The sequence below is a fragment of the Pseudomonas sp. Marseille-QA0892 genome (assembly GCF_054950135.1).
In genome coordinates this window covers 680389-696885 of record NZ_CM143104.1, presented here as the reverse complement: position 1 = coordinate 696885, position 16497 = coordinate 680389, and the positions used below count along the sequence as shown (strand labels likewise).

Sequence of the window (16497 nt, the reverse complement as noted above, 5' to 3'; positions counted from 1 at the left end):
ATCAAAGAAAAACGCCGCGGCAGAATGAACCGTCGCGGCGTGATATGGACCGGAATCGATCTCGGCCCGGTTGTTACTGCACCTGCCCGTGGCAGTGCTTGTATTTCTTGCCGGAACCACAAGGACATGGTTCGTTGCGGCCTATCTTCTGTTCCGTGCGAGCGGGTGCTGGCGCTACGGCCACCTCACCCTCTTCGCCCGTTTCCGGCGTATCGATCGCCGGTGCGCTTTCGTGCTGGAACTGCATGCGTTGAGCCATGGCCTCGGCCTCGCGCTGCATGCGCGCCTCTTCCTCGGCCGGGTCTTCGCGACGCACCTGAACGTGGGAAAGCACGCGAATGGAGTCGCGCTTGATGGACTCAAGCAGTTCCTGGAACAGCGTGAAGGACTCGCGCTTGTACTCCTGTTTCGGGTTCTTCTGGGCATAGCCGCGAAGGTGAATACCATGACGCAGGTGATCCATGGTGGACAGGTGGTCCTTCCACAGATCGTCCAGCACGCGCAAAACCATCTGCTTCTCGAAGGTGCGCAGTGCTTCCTCCCCTGCCAACGTTTCCTTTTCCTCGTACGCGGCGATCAACTGCTCGCTGATCTTCTCGCGCAGGGTTTCTTCGAAGAGGCGATCGTCTTCGTCCAGCCACTGCTGAATTGGAAGCTTGATGCCGAAATCGCTATAGAGCGCAGCTTCAAGGCCGGCCACGTCCCACTGTTCGGGCATCGACTGCGGCGGGATGTGCTGGTCAATCATCGCCTTCAGGACTTCTTCACGGAACTCCTTGATGGTGTCACCGATGTTATCGGCCGCCAGCAAGCTGTTACGCATGTGATAGATCACCTTGCGCTGCTCATTGGCCACGTCATCGAACTCGAGAAGCTGTTTGCGGATATCGAAGTTACGACCTTCGACCTTGCGCTGTGCCTTTTCGATCGCATTCGTCACCATGCGGTGCTCGATCGCCTCGCCCGACTGCATGCCAAGGGCTTTCATGAAGTTCTTCACGCGGTCGGAGGCGAAGATGCGCATCAGGCTATCTTCGAGTGACAGGTAGAAACGGCTCGAGCCCGGATCGCCCTGGCGGCCCGCACGCCCACGCAGCTGGTTATCGATGCGGCGGGACTCATGGCGCTCAGAGGCGATGACGTGCAAGCCACCTGCCTCAATGACCTGCTGGTGGCGCTTCTGCCACTGTGCCTTGATTTCGGCAACTTGTTCGTCGGTCGGGTTCTCCAGCGAGGCGACTTCAACTTCCCAGTTACCACCCAGCAGAATGTCGGTACCACGACCGGCCATGTTGGTCGCCAGCGTTACAGCGCCTGGACGGCCTGCCTGCGCGATGATCTCGGCTTCCTTTTCGTGGTATTTGGCGTTCAGGACCTTGTGGTCGATGCCCGCTTTGGTCAGCAGCTGGGAGACATATTCCGAGGTTTCGATCGAAGCGGTACCAACCAGGATCGGCCGGCCCTGCGCCTGGCATTCCTTAACGTCAGCGATAATCGCCTGATACTTCTCTTCCTGAGTGAGATAGACCAGATCGTTGAAATCCTTACGCAGAATCGGCCGATGGGTCGGAATCACGACCACATCCAGACCGTAGATCTGGTGGAATTCAAACGCCTCGGTATCAGCTGTACCGGTCATCCCAGCCAGCTTGTTGTAGAGGCGGAAGTAGTTCTGGAACGTCGTTGACGCAAGCGTCTGACTTTCGGCCTGAATGGTCACCCCTTCCTTCGCCTCAATCGCCTGATGCAGGCCTTCCGAGAGACGACGGCCCTGCATCGTACGGCCGGTGTGCTCATCGATCAGAACGACCTGGTCGTTCTGAACGATGTATTCCACGTTGCGATGGAAGAGCTTGTGGGCGCGCAGGCCAGCATAAACGTGCGTTAGCAATCCGAGGTTGTGAGCCGAATAGAGGCTTTCACCTTCGGCGAGCAGTCCCGACTGGGTCAGGATTTCCTCAGTGAACTGATGCCCAGCTTCGGTCATCTCGACCTGACGAGTCTTTTCGTCGATGGTGTAATGACCCTCTTGGCCTTCCGCGCCCTCTTCGGGTTCCACATGCGGCTGCAGGCGAGGAATCATCTGATTGATCTGGGTATACAGGCGGGAGCTGTCTTCGGCCTGTCCAGAAATGATGAGCGGAGTACGCGCTTCATCAATGAGGATGGAGTCGACTTCATCGACTACGGCGAAATTCAGCTCGCGCTGAAATTTGTCGGCGAGGCTGAACGCCATGTTGTCGCGCAGGTAGTCGAAACCGAATTCGTTGTTCGTGCCGTAGGTGATGTCCGAGGCGTAGGCGGCACGCTTTTCTTCCGGCGGCTGAAAAGGCAGCACGATGCCAACCGAGAGGCCAAGAAACTCGTAAAGCGGGCGCATCCAGTTGGCGTCCCGGCGGGCGAGGTAATCGTTGACCGTGACCACGTGCACGCCCTTGCCGGACAATGCATTCAAGTAGACGGCCAGGGTGCCGACGAGTGTTTTACCTTCGCCGGTTCGCATTTCGGCAATCTTGCCTTCATGCAACGCCATACCACCGATGAGCTGAACGTCGAAGTGGCGCATGCCCATTACGCGCTTGCCAGCCTCCCGGACGACCGCGAAAGCTTCCGGAAGCAACTTGTCCAGCGATTCGCCCTTGGCGAACCGAGCCTTGAACTCTTCGGTCTTGGCGCGCAGCTGCTCATCGCTCAGTGCGACCATCTGCTCCTCGAGGACGTTGACGGCCTGCACCGCCCGGGCCATCCGCTTGACCTCGCGCTCGTTCTTGCTTCCAAAGAGTTTTTTCAACAAAGGCGCAAACATAAGGGCAGTTACTTCCACTCGAAATGGATTGAGGACAACGAGTTCCCGCGTCCTAGCGGCACGACCGCCGCATGCGAAAGGGGGACATTCTACTCGGAAACGCCAAGGATAAAAGCCAGGAGCCAGCAGCCCATGTCACAGAAGGGTATGGCAAACGCCATACTGGCCGGCAACACGTGGCACATAGGCACTCTGATAAGATACGGCTCGATCTGCCTGGATTACGGAAATGACTTCGCGCCCTACTCCCGCCCGCACCCCTGCGGCCTTGCTGAAAGAGGCTCGTCCGCTCCGAGCCCTGGTGGACCAGGCCGGTCGGCTGGAAAAACTTCAGCGGCTGGTGGAAGCGCAGCTACAGCCTGCCGCGCGCGCCTGTTGCCGGGTCGCTGCGTTCCGCGAGGGCAACCTGCTCCTGATTATCACTGACAGTAATTGGGCTACGCGGATGCGCTACCAGCAACGGCGCCTGCTTCGCCAACTTCAGTCCGACGAAACGTTTGCGTCGCTCGAACGAATTCTCATCAAGGTCCAGCCTACCGGATCACGTGCATCTGGCTTGCCCCCTCCCCCCCTGTTGTCCACAGGCGCCGCTGAAGCGGTACGCGCGACCGCGGAGGGTATCAGCGACCCTCGACTACGCTCCGCGCTGGAACGCTTGGCGCGCCACGCCGAACCCAAACCCTGACGTCAGACAGGCTGATAGCCGCGCTCGCCGAGGCTCAGTATTACCCGTCGCCATCAGCACAGAATCAAGCGTTTGCGCACGTTTCGTACGCGCACAAAAAAGGCCGCCCGAAGGCGGCCCAATTCTTGGAGAGGTATTACATCATGCGTGCGCAGCAGGCTGCATGTAGGAGATAGGTGCGGCCGAATCATCTTCGAACGTAACGACCTCATATGCATCCGGCTGAGCGATCAGCGCTCTGAGCAGGCGATTGTTGAGACCGTGGCCAGACTTGTAGCCCTGGTATTCGCCAATCAGGCTGTTGCCCAGCAAGTACAGGTCGCCGATGGCGTCCAGTATCTTGTGCCGTACGAATTCGTCCTCGTAGCGAAGGCCGTCTTCGTTCATCACACCGTCTTCTGCAACAACGATGGCGTTATCGACGCTGCCGCCGAGTGCCAGGTTGTTGGAACGCATGTAATCCAGATCGCGCATGAACCCGAAGGTACGCGCACGACTCACTTCTTTCACGAACGACGTGCTGGAGAAGTCGACGCTCGCCGTTTTGGTACGGTTGTGGAACACGGGATGATCGAACTCAATTTCGAATCCGACCTTGAAGCCTTCGAACGGTAGGAACGTCGCGCTCTTGTCCCCATCCGTCACTTTGACTTCCCGCTTGATGCGAATGAATTTCTTCGGCGCATCCTGCTCCTCCAACCCAGCTGACTGAATCAGGAAGACGAAAGGACCCGCGCTTCCATCCATGATCGGCACTTCGGAAGCGGACAATTCGATGTAGGCGTTATCGATGCCCAATCCGGCCATTGCCGACAGCAGATGCTCGACCGTATCGACCTTCACATCACCCTTGATGAGGGTGGTCGACATGGTGGTTGCACCTACGTTTTCGGCGTACGCCTGAATCTCGACGGGCGGGTCGAGATCGACGCGGCAGAACTTGATTCCGCTGTCCACTGGCGCCGGTTTCAGGGTCAGGTAGACCTTCTGACCCGAATGCAGGCCGATGCCGGTGGCACGGATGGTGTTCTTCAGTGTGCGTTGTTTGATCATGTACGAAATCGCTTTCCGCTAGTTGCGAGCTGTTATCAGCAATGGGGCGATCATAGCAGATGCCCCATTTGCTTTATACCGATCGCTACCATGCGGTCGATAGTCCTTGTCAATCAGCCTGACGACGCAGGAAGGCCGGGATATCGAGATAGTCCAGGTCATCGTGCGGGTTCATCTTCGCCGCCGTCGCTGCGCCGGAGTGGCTCTGGCGCTGCACTGTGGGACGCTCATACTCCTTGTAGTTCACAGCAGGCTGCTCAGGGCGAGCGGGCTGCTGCTGAGTTGCGGCAGGCTGCATGGGCTGAGCCTGAACGGTGTTGTCGACGACCTTGACCGGCTTCTCGATTCGAGTGCCAAGGCCCGTCGCAACCACGGTAACGTGCAGCTCGTCGCGCATATCAGGGTCGATCACAGTGCCGACCTTGACCGTCGCGTGCTCGGAAGCGAACTGCTCGATGATGCTACCAACGTCGGAGTACTCACCCAGCGACAGGTCCGGACCTGCGGTGATGTTGACGAGGATACCGCGGGCGCCCTGAAGATTGACGTCTTCGAGCAGCGGGTTGCGGATCGCCTCTTCAGTCGCTTCGCGGGCGCGATTCGGACCGCTCGCGCAACCGGTACCCATCATGGCCATACCCATCTCGCTCATCACGGTCTTAACGTCCGCGAAGTCGACGTTGATCATGCCAGGACGCTTGATGATGTCGGAAATACCACGAACGGCGCCGGACAATACATCGTCAGCTTTCGAGAAGGCTGCCAGCAGGCTTGCATCCTTGCCGAGGATGGTCAGCAATTTTTCGTTCGGAATGGTGATGAGGGAGTCGACGCTCTCGGCCAGGGCACGGATGCCCTCGTCGGCGATGACCATGCGCTTGCGGCCTTCGAAGGGGAACGGACGGGTTACGACCGCAACGGTCAGGATACCCATGTCCTTGGCGACTTCAGCGATGATCGGTGCAGCACCGGTACCGGTACCACCACCCATGCCCGTGGTGATGAACACCATGTCAGTGCCCTGCAGCACTTCAGCGATGCGATCGCGGTCTTCCATGGCGGCCTGACGGCCCACTTCCGGGTTCGCGCCAGCACCCAGACCCTTGGTTACACCGGTACCCAATTGGAGAACAGTGCGCGCAGTGATGTTCTTCAGTGCTTGGGCGTCGGTATTTGCACAGATGAATTCGACGCCTTCAATGCCACTCTTGGCCATGTGGTTCACGGCGTTGCCGCCGCCGCCACCCACACCGATCACTTTGATCACTGCGCTGGTTGGTACGTTGTCTACCAATTCAAACATTTTCCCTCTCCTCGTAAGTCTTCTAGTTGGTTTCGCCTACTGCACTACTAAAAATTGCCCTGAACCCAACGCTTGATGCGCTCGAGTACAGGGACCTTGCTCTCCTCGCTTGAGCTGCTATAGGCGCTATAGCCACTCAGGCCACTACCATCGGCCGGCTTCTGCATTCCATAGAGCAACAGGCCTACGCCTGTGGAATAGATGGGGTTGCGCACGACATCGGTCAGGCCCTTGACCGTCTGTGGCATACCCAGTCGAACCGGCATGTGGAAGATCTCTTCCGCCAGCTCGACAGCGCCTTCCATTTTGGAGGTTCCTCCGGTCAGCACGATGCCGGCCGGTACCATGTCTTCGTAGCCGCTGCGACGCAGCTCGGCCTGAACCAACGTGAACAGTTCGTCATAACGCGGCTCTACCACCTCGGCCAGGGCCTGGCGGGAAAGTTCACGCGGGGGGCGGTCGCCCACGCTGGGCACCTTGATGGTTTCGCCAGCGCCAGCCAGCTTGGCAAGCGCGCAGGCATATCGAATCTTGATTTCCTCGGCGTACTGAGTGGGCGTACGCAACGCCATCGCAATGTCGTTAGTGACCTGATCGCCCGCAATCGGAATCACGGCTGTGTGTCGAATCGCGCCTTCAGTGAAGACGCAGATATCGGTCGTACCGCCACCGATGTCGACGAGGCATACACCCAGCTCCTTCTCGTCGTCCGTCAGCACTGCGTAGGCCGAGGCCAACTGCTCGAGAATGATGTCGTCCACCTCCAGATCGCAACGACGGACACATTTCTCGATGTTTTGCGCGGCGTTCACGGCGCACGTGACGACGTGCACCTTTGCCTCGAGCCGAACCCCTGACATACCCAGCGGCTCGCGGACGCCTTCCTGATTGTCGATGACATAGTCCTGGGGCAGCGTGTGCAAGACCCTTTGGTCGGCAGGGATTGCAACCGCCTGCGCCGCGTCGAGCACACGCTCCAGATCCGCCGTGCTCACCTCGCGATCTCGGATCGCGACGATGCCGTGGCTATTAAGGCTGCGGATGTGGTTTCCAGCCACCCCCACGAAGGCCGAGTGGATGCGGCAGCCAGCCATTAGCTGCGCTTCCTCGACCGCACGCTGGATGGATTGAACGGTGGACTCGATATTGACTACCACACCCTTCTTCAGACCACGCGACGGGTGCGTGCCGATCCCGACGATTTCGAGTTGGCCGTCCGCGGCAATTTCGCCTACCAGTGCGACGACCTTGGAGGTGCCGATATCCAGTCCGACGATCATTTTGCCGCTTTGTGTGGTTGCCATAATCCGCGGATTCTCCTGTTATTTCATGGCGACGGATTTGTCCGTCGCTTCCGGCACCGGCTCACGCCAGGCCACGGCGAGGCCGTTGGCATAGCGAAGGTCGACGCTCTTGACGTTAGCGATCTGCTCTTTCAGCGCGTGGTCATAAATCGCGATGAAGCGGCGTACTTTCTCAACGATGCGATCGCGGCCCAGGAACAGTTCGAACCCTGGTCCCCGATCGTTTGCCGCCGTAGTCAGGAACCAGCTGCCCCGCTCCCGGAGCTCCAGGCCGGCAATCGTGAAGCCCAAGGGGCGCAGCAGCTGGCTCAGTACCTGATACTGCTGCATCACACGCTGCTGGGCGCGTTGCGGACCATTAAGCAACGGCAGCTGCTCGTAGTGAGACAGGTCACGGGGCTCGAACGCTTGCCCTTGATTGTTCAGCAATGCCTGGTCGCCCCACCGTGCAATCGGCATCTGCTCCTCGAGGCGAATCACCACCTGGTCGGGCCAGACGCGGCGTACTTCCGCATGCGCGATCCAAGGCATGCCTTCGAGCTCTTGACGCATACCCGCCAGATCGACCGAGAAGAAGTTAGCGGTGACGTATGGCCCGATACGCTGCTCAATCGCCTGGCGGCTGATATAGCTCATGTCACCCTCGACCGCGACCTGCGCGATCGGCCGGTCCGCATAGGGCATCACGCGCTGAGCAAGCTCGTAGCTTCCAAACCCCAGCGCTGCCAGTAGAAATGGCCAGCTGAACCGCTTGAACAGCGACAGGCTCGGCTTGGGTAGACGTTGGGACAAGGGCGGTTTGACGACCGGGCGGCTTGCGCCACGCTGCGGCGCCTTGCGGGCTGCCGGACGGCCGATGGGCTGGGAATGACGGATGCTCTGGAACATGATCAGCCCTCCGCCTCGACGCTATCGGTCAGGATGGCGACAACCAGCTCGGGAAACTCGATACCCGCGGCACGCGCTGCCATCGGTACAAGGCTGTGATCGGTCATGCCGGGTGCGGTATTCACTTCGAGCAACCAGAAGTCGCCGTTCGCGTCCTGCATGACATCCACACGCCCCCAGCCGCGGACACCCACGGCCTCACAGGCACGGGCGCATAGCGCTTTGAGTTCAGCTTCCTTGTCCGCGTCCAGCCCGCACGGAATGCGATACTGGGTATCGGAGGCGAGGTACTTGGCGTCGTAATCGTAAAAGATGTGGGGCGTGCCTAAAGCGATCGGTGGCAGCATTTCGCCGCGCAGCATTGAAACGGTGTATTCGGGGCCCTGAATCCATTGTTCGACCAGCACTTGCGCATCATAGCCACGCGCATCTCGCCAAGCGCCGATCAATCCGTCGACGTCGCTGACCTTGGCCATGCCGATACTGGAGCCTTCATGGGCGGGTTTGACGATAAGAGGGAAGCCCAGTTCCTCAGCTGCCGACCGGCAGTCGGATTCTGACCCAAGAACAGCATGGCGAGGCGTCGGAATGCCAAGGCTCGTCCAGACCTGTTTGGTCTTGAGCTTGTCCATTGCCAGTGCTGAAGCGAGTATCCCGCTACCTGTGTAGGGAATGCCGGCGATTTCCAGCAGGCCCTGCATGGAGCCGTCCTCGCCACCACGGCCGTGCAGCACGATAAAGGCGCGATCGATCCGCTCACTCTGCAGACGCGAGAGAATATCCGGCCCGACATCGATGCCGAACGCATCAACACCAGCCGAACGCAAGGACTCGAGCACCATGATGCCCGAGTTCAACGAAACTTCACGCTCTGCACTGGTGCCGCCGTAGAGTACGGCTACGCGGCCAAACGCCTTGGGGTCCATGTTCGGCTTCATGATCCGGCCCTCCGGCCATCGGTGAACAGCGGGCTTTGCATCAATTGAGGAGCGATGCCACCAACATCTCCAGCGCCTTGGCAGAGCAGGATGTCGCCGGCGCGCAACAGCGGTTTGAGCAGCGGTGCAAGCTCCGCGCCGCGCTCGACGTAGATAGGGTTCAAGCGGCCACGCTGGCGGATGCTGTGGCACAGGTTGCGGCTGTCTGCCCCTGGGATCGGCTCCTCGCCCGCCGGATAGACTTCCATCAGCAACAGCACATTGGCGTCCCCAAGCACCTGCACGAAGTCTTCGTACAGGTCGCGCGTCCGACTAAAACGGTGCGGTTGATACACCATGACAAGCCGACGCTCAGGCCAGCCGCCACGTACCGCGTTGATGACCGCAGCCACCTCGCGCGGATGGTGGCCGTAGTCATCGACGACCATGACGGATCCATCTTCGACCGGCAGCTCGCCGTACACCTGAAAGCGACGCCCTACGCCCTGGAAGCCGGAAAGCCCCTGCACGATCGCCTCGTCCTCGATGCCTTCATCCGTAGCGATGGCAATCGTTGCAAGTGCATTCAGGACGTTATGGTTGCCCGGCATATTGACTGATACGCGCAGCGGCGCCATGCCCTTGCGGATCACAGTAAAGTGAGTCCGCATGCCTTCCTGACGAATGTCGGTGGCGCGCACGTCCGCCTGCTCGCTCAGGCCATAGGTCAATACGGGGCGGCTTACCTGCGGCAGGATTTCACTGACAACCGGATCGTCGATACACATGACTGCCAGCCCATAGAACGGCAGGTTGTGAAGAAATTCGACGAAGGTTTTTTTGAGCTTTCCAAAGTCGCCGCCATAGGTGGTCATATGGTCGGCGTCGATATTCGTAACGACGGCCACCATTGGCTGCAGGTGCAGGAAGCTTGCATCGCTTTCATCGGCTTCGGCGATGAGGAACCGGCTCCCACCGAGCTGAGCGTTCGTCCCGGCCGCGTTCAAACGTCCGCCGATCACGAATGTTGGGTCCAGACCAGCGGCGGCAAAGACCGATGCCAACAGACTGGTCGTGGTCGTCTTGCCGTGCGTACCCGCGACCGCAATGCCATGGCGATAACGCATCAATTCAGCCAGCATTTCAGCGCGGCGGACCACAGGAACGCGATTCTCCAACGCGAACGCGACTTCCGGATTGGAGGTGTTCACTGCACTCGACACCACCAGCACATCGGTGCCATGGGCGTTTTCCGCCCGATGTCCGATCGCAACCTTCGCGCCAAAGCTCACCAGGCGCTCGGTAACGGGCGATGTCTTGAGATCTGACCCGGTCACTTCGTAACCCAGGTTCAACAGCACTTCGGCAATACCGCACATGCCTGCGCCGCCGATGCCAACGAAATGAATTCGACGGATCTGGCGCATGCGCCGTACTTCCGCCTGGACCGCCGCCGGAGACTTAACCATTGGCCACCTCCAGGCAAATATCCACAACGTGTCGAGTTGCAGCTGGCTTGGCCTGACTTCTGGCCTGAGCGCCCATGGCCGCGAGTTTCTCCGGGTCCATCAAAACCTCATTCAACCGAGCCGCGAGCAGTGCCGCGTCGGTACTAGCTTGTGGCAAAAGGAAGGCTGCGCCTGCCTTGGCCAGGTATTCGGCGTTCAGTCGCTGGTGATCGTCGATAGCATGGGGGAGCGGCACCAGAAATGCCGGCAGCCCTGCGGCAGCCAATTCACTTACGGTGAGTGCGCCCGCGCGGCATACGACGAGATCAGCCCAGCCATAGGCCCACGCCATATCGCTGATAAAGGGTTCTACCCGCGCTGCGACTGCCGCCGCTTCGTAGCGCCCCGCAGTTAAGCCTGCGTGCTCACGGCCTGCCTGATGAAACACTTCGGGACGCAGCGACTCGTCAACCAGTCCAAGTGCCGCAGGCAACAGCTTGTTGAGTGGCTCAGCGCCCAGGCTTCCGCCCAGCACAAGCAGGCGCGGCCGACGCCCTGCAAGCGGCTCACGGCGCGGCTCGAGGAACAACTCTTCACGTACCGGGTTGCCTGTGGTGCGACGCTTGGCGGACGCAGTAAAGGTATCTGGGAACGCTTCGCAAACTCGCGCTGCGAATGGGACAAGGCTGCGATTTGCGGTACCGGCGACGGCGTTCTGCTCGTGGATGATCAGCGGTACCCCGCAGAGCTTCGCCGCCAGCCCGCCTGGACCGGTGACATAGCCGCCCATTCCAAGCACGCAGACCGGCTGGAGTGATTTCACGATGGACCGGGCCTGCATCAAGGCGCCCATCAGCTGAGCCGGAGCCTTGAGAAGCGACAGCTTGCCTTTACCACGCAGGCCGCTGACCTGGATGAGGTGCAACGGTAGGCCTGCTTTGGGTACCAAGTCGTTCTCGATGCCCCGAGGCGTACCGAGCCAATGAACGGTGTAACCCCGAGCCGCGAACTCACGTGCGCACGCGAGTGCAGGGAATACGTGCCCACCCGTACCGCCGGCCATGATCAGTACGTTACCGGGCATAGCGGGTGCCCTCCTGCGACTCTTCCGGGAAGTCGTCTTCTACGAAATCGACGTCTTCACTTCCCAGCTGGTAGCGGGTCTCCCATTCAAGCCGCAGCAACAGCCCCATACTGACGCAGCAGATCACCAGCGAACTACCGCCGTAGCTGAGAAATGGCAGCGTCAGGCCTTTGGTAGGGAGAAGACCGGCATTTACGCCAATGTTGATCAGGAACTGACCGATCCACAGGAACGAAAGGCCGTATGCGGTATAGGCGGCGTAGTACTGCTTGGCGCGCTCTGCCCACAGTCCGATGAACAGCCCGCGAACGCAAACGAACGTGAAGAGCGCAACGGTGGCCAGCGACCCGACGACGCCAAGCTCTTCAGCTAGCACCGAGAATACGAAGTCGGTATGAGCTTCAGGGAGGTAGAACTGCTTCTGGATGCTGTTACCGAGCCCGACGCCAAACCATTCACCTCGACCGAATGCGATCAGGGCCTGGGTCAACTGATATCCAGAGCCGTACTGGTCGGCCCACGGGTCGGTGAAGGTGATCAGACGCTGCAAGCGATATTGCTGAGTCTGGACCAGAACGAACACGGCTCCGACCGCAAGAATCACCATTAACCCGAACCTGAAGATTCCGACGCCGCCCAGGAAGAGCATGGCAGCGGCAGCTCCCATCATCACTACTGTGGCACCGAAATCGGGTTCGAGTAGCAGCAGGAACGCCATCGGCATCAGCACGATGAACGGTTTGAAAAAGCCCGCCCAGCTTTCCCGGACTTCAGCTTGCCGCCGAACCAGGTAGCCTGCGAGGTAAAGCACAACGAAGACTTTGGCGATCTCGGACGGCTGGACGTTGAACATCCCGAAGCCGACCCAGCGCATCGACCCGTTGACCTCGCGGCCAATGCCCGGAATCAGCACGACCACCAGCAGCCCGAACGCCGCGATTATCAGCCAGCCGCCCAACCGCTGCCAGGTCGCCATGGGTACCAATAGCGCGCAGACGAACCCTACCAACCCAATGGCGATATAGATGAGGTGACGTATCATGTGGTAAAGCGGATTGCCAGCGTTCACCGCGGCAACTTCTGACGACGCCGAAGTGATCATCACCAGTCCGAGACCCAGCAGCGCGAGGCAGCCGGCCAGGAATGGAAAGTCCATGTCGATGCCGCGACGGCTATGAAGCGGCGATGGTGCGGAGCGCAGCAACTGCCACATCACTGCAGCCCTCCTACGGTAGCGGCGAACTGATGTCCGCGGTCTTCGAAATTACGGAACATGTCGAAACTGGCGCACGCAGGCGAGAGCAGCACCGCGTCGCCCGCCTTTGCGGTATCCGCCGCAGCGCGCACCGCCTGGTCGAGGCTGTCGACGCGAATGATAGCCGTCGAGGGCTCCAGCACGGCAGCGATGCGATCTGCATCACGGCCCATGAGAATCACTGCACGGCATTGCCGAGCGATTGGATCGCGCAGGGCTGAGAAATCTGCGCCCTTGCCATCACCGCCCGCGACGAGTACTACCTTTCCGGCAATGTCAGCACCAAGCCCTTCGATGGCGGCTAGCGCAGCGCCGACATTCGTGGCCTTGGAATCGTTGTAGTAGGTGACCCCGTCGCGCTCACGCACCCATTCACAGCGATGAGGTAGCCCTGTGAATTCACGCAGCGCTGCCAGCATTGCGTCGAACGGAAGACCTGCTGCATGGCCTAGCGCGAGCGCGGCGAGCGCGTTGGCCTGATTGTGCGCGCCGCGTATCTTGAGTTCGCTGGCCGGCATCAATGCATCAAACTGGAATGCCAAGTGCTTCGCACCGTCCATATCAATCAAGCCGAAACCCTTGAAATCCGGCTTGTCGAGTCCGAAGGTCCAGCACGGGACCTGGTCGGCAATCAAGGGACGGGACAAGGCATCCTGGCGATTCACTACAACTTGCCTTGCGCCCTGAAAGATTCGGTGCTTCGCAAGATGATAGGCCTGGAGATCTGCATAGCGATCCATGTGATCTTCGCTGACGTTCAGGACCGTTGCGACCTCGGCATTCAGACGGTTCGTGGTCTCAAGCTGAAAGCTCGAAAGCTCGATGACATAGAGATCGACATCGTCGCCCAGCAGATCGAGCGCAGGGGTACCGAGATTGCCCCCAACTGCAACACGACGGCCTGCGGCACGGGCCATCTCGCCAACGAGCGTCGTTACCGTGCTCTTTGCATTGGAGCCACTGATTGCGATGATCGGCGCCTTGGCAAGACGCGCAAACAGCTCGATATCACCCGACAGACGAACACCACGTTGCGCAGCTTCCTGCAGTGCGGGCGTCGAAAGTGCAAGACCTGGGCTGACCAGCAATTCGCCGGCACGTGCTAGAAAGTCGGCATCCAGCTCACCGCAACGAACCTCGACCTCGGGATACTCGCTACGCAGCGTTGCCAATTCCGGCGGGTCGTCACGGCTGTCGACCACGGCGAACGGCACGCCTTGGCGCGCCAGGTAGCGCACCAGGGACATGCCGCTCTTGCCGAGGCCGACAACGATGCGGAATTGGTCGGAAGCGATCAGACTCATCTCGTCCTCAACGCAGTTTGAGCGTGGCCAGGCCGACCAGCACCAGGATCACCGTTATGATCCAGAAGCGCACGATCACGCGGGGCTCGGGCCAGCCCTTCAGTTCAAAGTGGTGGTGAATGGGTGCCATACGAAACACCCGCTTGCCGGTCAACTTGAATGACGCCACTTGGATGATCACTGAGAGCGTCTCCATCACGAAGACGCCGCCCATGATGAACAACACGACTTCCTGGCGGACGATGACGGCAATCGTGCCAAGGGCCGCACCCAGCGCCAACGCGCCAACATCCCCCATGAAAACCTGGGCCGGATAGGTGTTGAACCATAGAAATCCGAGACCGGCGCCGGTCAGCGCACCGCAGAAAATGATCAGCTCGCCAGCGCCCGGCACATAGGGGATGAGGAGGTATTCCGAGAAGTTGGCGTTGCCGGATAGGTAGCAGAAGATGCCAAGCCCGCCGCCCACCATGACAGTTGGCATGATTGCAAGCCCATCGAGTCCATCGGTGAGGTTGACCGCATTGCTCGAACCGACGATGACGAAGTACGTCAGAACGATAAACGCGATGCCCAGAGGAATCTCGATGGTCTTGATCAGCGGCAGGATCAACGTCGTCTCGATCGGCGTTTTAGCTGTCATGTAGAGGAAGATGGCAGCGCTGAGGCCAAACACAGACTGCCAGAAGTATTTCCAGCGGCTCGGCAATCCCCTAGAGTTCTTCTCGATTACCTTCCGGTAGTCGTCGACCCAGCCAATGGCGCCGAACAGCAGCGTTACAAGGAGCACCACCCAGACATAACGATTGGAGAGGTCCGCCCAGAGCAGCGTACTGATGGCGATAGACGTCAGGATGAGTGCCCCCCCCATCGTCGGGGTGCCTTTCTTCGATAGGTGGGACTGAGGTCCGTCCGTGCGCACGGACTGGCCTATTTGCCGCATCTGCAGCGTACGGATCATCCATGGACCGAGCCAAAGCGACAGCGATAGCGCGGTCAATACGCCCAGAATTCCGCGCAACGTCAGGTATTGGAATACGCCAAACCCGGTATGGAAACGTTGCAGGAATTCCGCCAACAGCAGCAGCATCTAGTCTTTCTCCTCGGCGGAACCGCACAGCGCTGTCACGACGTTTTCCATCGCGGCACTGCGTGAACCCTTTATAAGAATGGTGGTATTCGGGCCGCGCTCCTGCGCGATAGCGGCAATCAACTCGGCCTGATCCGTGAAATGATGGCCATTGGCGCCAAATGCCCCCACGGCATGTGCCATCAGGGGGCCAACGGCATAGAGCGCGTCCACGCGGCCTTTCGCATAGGCGCCGACGTCGGCATGCGCCTGCTTGGCCCACTCGCCCAGCTCACCCATGTCACCGAGCGCTAGCACGCGCCGACCTTCGAAGCCGGCGACAATATCGGCTGCAGCGCATACAGAGGCGGGGTTGGCGTTGTACGAATCATCGATGACGCGAAGGCCGTCGGCTGTTATCCGCGCGACCGCGCGTCCCTTCACTGGCTGAAGCGCTTGAAGACCCGCAACAATATCCTCGATGGATACGTCAAGCGCATACGCAGCCGCCGCCGCCGCGAGTGCGTTGCAAACGTTATGCGCACCTAGCAGGTTCAGCTGAACGAACGCGCTACCGGTGGGCGCATTCAACATGAATCCGTGGCATCCTCTTGCATCCCGGACCAAGTCGTTGGCGCGAAAATCCGAGGCAGCATCCAGGCCAAAGCTCAATACCCGACGTCCAGCAGCCCGTGCTACCCAGGTTGAGAAGGCCTTGTCGTCTCGATTCAGTACGGCTACGCCGCTGTCGGCCAGCCCGTCAATGATCTCACCCTTCGCACGAACGATGTTCTCAGGGCCTCCGAACTCACCTACATGCGCCGTCCCGGCGTTATTGAGTATCGCAACGTCAGGCTGGGCCAGGCTGACCGTGTAGGCAATCTCTCCGAGCCCGCTGGCACCCAACTCCACCACGGCGCTGCGATGGGCTGGCGACAGCTCAAGCAAGGTGAGCGGAACACCCAGCTCATTATTCAAGTTGCCGCGCGTTGCCAATACCGGCCCGAAGCACCGAAGGATGCAGGCAAGCATCTCCTTGACGGTGGTCTTCCCGCTTGAACCCGTGATGGCAGCCAAGCGGCCAGCGTAGGCGTGTCGGTTGAGTGCCCCCAACTGTCCGAGCGCCTTGCGAGTGTCGTTGACGACCAACTGCGGAATGCCTGCGCCATCAACCTCGCGCTCGACGAGCGCAGCAACCGCGCCTTTGGCTGCCACCTGTGCGAGATAGTCGTGGCCGTCGAATCGAGGTCCTGTCAACGCAACGAAAAGGTCCCCCGCTCGGATTGCCCTGCTGTCGGTAGAGACACTCGAAAAGCGGGCATCGTCAGTGGCGCGGCCATCCAGCGCGGCTGCGAGCTCCGCCAGGCTCATGGACCCAATC

13 protein-coding genes are annotated in these 16497 nt (G+C 60.0%); 1 reads left to right on the top strand and 12 read right to left on the bottom strand.

Annotation, left to right across the window (positions count from 1 at the left end; genetic code table 11):
- Positions 1-73 precede the first annotated feature (73 nt).
- The gene (gene secA / locus ACY8D3_RS03035; RefSeq protein ID WP_462381554.1) at positions 74-2806 is read right to left on the bottom strand and encodes a preprotein translocase subunit SecA; all 2733 of its coding nucleotides are present in this window, start codon (positions 2804-2806) and stop codon (positions 74-76) included.
- Positions 2807-3035: 229 nt separating this feature from the next.
- On the opposite strand from secA, the gene ACY8D3_RS03030 reads away from it, so the two are divergent.
- Positions 3036-3491, top strand: coding sequence for a DciA family protein (locus ACY8D3_RS03030; RefSeq protein ID WP_462381553.1), 456 nt, complete (start codon positions 3036-3038; stop codon positions 3489-3491).
- Between the two features lie 141 nt (positions 3492-3632).
- On the opposite strand, the gene lpxC is transcribed toward ACY8D3_RS03030, so the two are convergent.
- From lpxC to ACY8D3_RS02975, 11 genes are all read right to left on the bottom strand, one after another.
- Entirely contained in the window at positions 3633-4544 is a 912-nt protein-coding gene (lpxC, locus tag ACY8D3_RS03025; RefSeq protein WP_462381552.1) for a UDP-3-O-acyl-N-acetylglucosamine deacetylase, read from the bottom strand.
- Positions 4545-4653: 109 nt separating this feature from the next.
- Entirely contained in the window at positions 4654-5847 is a 1194-nt protein-coding gene (gene ftsZ, locus ACY8D3_RS03020) for a cell division protein FtsZ (RefSeq protein ID WP_462381551.1), read from the bottom strand.
- A gap of 47 nt (positions 5848-5894) precedes the next feature.
- Positions 5895-7151 (bottom strand): cell division protein FtsA, encoded by a 1257-nt coding sequence (ftsA, locus tag ACY8D3_RS03015; protein WP_462381550.1) that lies wholly within the window; start codon positions 7149-7151, stop codon positions 5895-5897.
- 18 nt (positions 7152-7169) lie between these two features.
- Entirely contained in the window at positions 7170-8039 is an 870-nt protein-coding gene (locus ACY8D3_RS03010; protein WP_462381549.1) for a cell division protein FtsQ/DivIB, read from the bottom strand.
- Between the two features lie 2 nt (positions 8040-8041).
- On the bottom strand, positions 8042-8977 hold the full coding sequence (locus ACY8D3_RS03005; RefSeq protein WP_462381548.1) for a D-alanine--D-alanine ligase: 936 nt from the start codon (positions 8975-8977) through the stop codon (positions 8042-8044).
- Positions 8974-10425, bottom strand: a complete 1452-nt coding sequence (murC, locus tag ACY8D3_RS03000; protein WP_462381547.1) for a UDP-N-acetylmuramate--L-alanine ligase — start codon at positions 10423-10425, stop codon at positions 8974-8976. The genes ACY8D3_RS03005 and murC overlap by 4 nt, the downstream gene beginning before the upstream one ends.
- Positions 10418-11488, bottom strand: coding sequence for an undecaprenyldiphospho-muramoylpentapeptide beta-N-acetylglucosaminyltransferase (gene murG / locus ACY8D3_RS02995; protein ID WP_462381546.1), 1071 nt, complete (start codon positions 11486-11488; stop codon positions 10418-10420). The genes murC and murG overlap by 8 nt, the downstream gene beginning before the upstream one ends.
- Positions 11478-12701, bottom strand: a complete 1224-nt coding sequence (gene ftsW, locus ACY8D3_RS02990; RefSeq protein WP_462381545.1) for a putative lipid II flippase FtsW — start codon at positions 12699-12701, stop codon at positions 11478-11480. The genes murG and ftsW overlap by 11 nt, the downstream gene beginning before the upstream one ends.
- Positions 12701-14047 carry a UDP-N-acetylmuramoyl-L-alanine--D-glutamate ligase gene (gene murD, locus ACY8D3_RS02985; RefSeq protein WP_462381544.1) on the bottom strand — a complete coding sequence of 449 codons (1347 nt, stop codon included), beginning with the start codon at positions 14045-14047 and terminating at the stop codon, positions 12701-12703. The genes ftsW and murD overlap by 1 nt, the downstream gene beginning before the upstream one ends.
- Before the next feature lie 7 nt (positions 14048-14054).
- Entirely contained in the window at positions 14055-15137 is a 1083-nt protein-coding gene (mraY, locus tag ACY8D3_RS02980) for a phospho-N-acetylmuramoyl-pentapeptide-transferase (protein ID WP_462381543.1), read from the bottom strand.
- Complete coding sequence (locus ACY8D3_RS02975) at positions 15138-16487, bottom strand: UDP-N-acetylmuramoyl-tripeptide--D-alanyl-D-alanine ligase (protein ID WP_462381542.1); 1350 nt, start codon at positions 16485-16487, stop codon at positions 15138-15140. It abuts the gene before it with no gap.
- Positions 16488-16497 lie beyond the last annotated feature (10 nt).

Bases quoted from the DNA above. Each gene is read 5' to 3' on its own strand.
- ftsA (WP_462381550.1), bottom strand. From the start codon at position 7,151: ATGGCAACCACACAAAGCGGCAAAATGATCGTCGGACTGGATATCGGC.
- ftsZ (WP_462381551.1), bottom strand. From the start codon at position 5,847: ATGTTTGAATTGGTAGACAACGTACCAACCAGCGCAGTGATCAAAGTG.
- secA (WP_462381554.1), bottom strand. From the start codon at position 2,806: ATGTTTGCGCCTTTGTTGAAAAAACTCTTTGGAAGCAAGAACGAGCGC.
- murG (WP_462381546.1), bottom strand. From the start codon at position 11,488: ATGCCCGGTAACGTACTGATCATGGCCGGCGGTACGGGTGGGCACGTA.
- ftsW (WP_462381545.1), bottom strand. From the start codon at position 12,701: ATGTGGCAGTTGCTGCGCTCCGCACCATCGCCGCTTCATAGCCGTCGC.
- ACY8D3_RS03010 (WP_462381549.1), bottom strand. From the start codon at position 8,039: ATGTTCCAGAGCATCCGTCATTCCCAGCCCATCGGCCGTCCGGCAGCC.
- ACY8D3_RS02975 (WP_462381542.1), bottom strand. From the start codon at position 16,487: ATGAGCCTGGCGGAGCTCGCAGCCGCGCTGGATGGCCGCGCCACTGAC.
- murC (WP_462381547.1), bottom strand. From the start codon at position 10,425: ATGGTTAAGTCTCCGGCGGCGGTCCAGGCGGAAGTACGGCGCATGCGC.
- lpxC (WP_462381552.1), bottom strand. From the start codon at position 4,544: ATGATCAAACAACGCACACTGAAGAACACCATCCGTGCCACCGGCATC.
- ACY8D3_RS03005 (WP_462381548.1), bottom strand. From the start codon at position 8,977: ATGAAGCCGAACATGGACCCCAAGGCGTTTGGCCGCGTAGCCGTACTC.
- ACY8D3_RS03030 (WP_462381553.1), top strand. From the start codon at position 3,036: ATGACTTCGCGCCCTACTCCCGCCCGCACCCCTGCGGCCTTGCTGAAA.
- murD (WP_462381544.1), bottom strand. From the start codon at position 14,047: ATGAGTCTGATCGCTTCCGACCAATTCCGCATCGTTGTCGGCCTCGGC.
- mraY (WP_462381543.1), bottom strand. From the start codon at position 15,137: ATGCTGCTGCTGTTGGCGGAATTCCTGCAACGTTTCCATACCGGGTTT.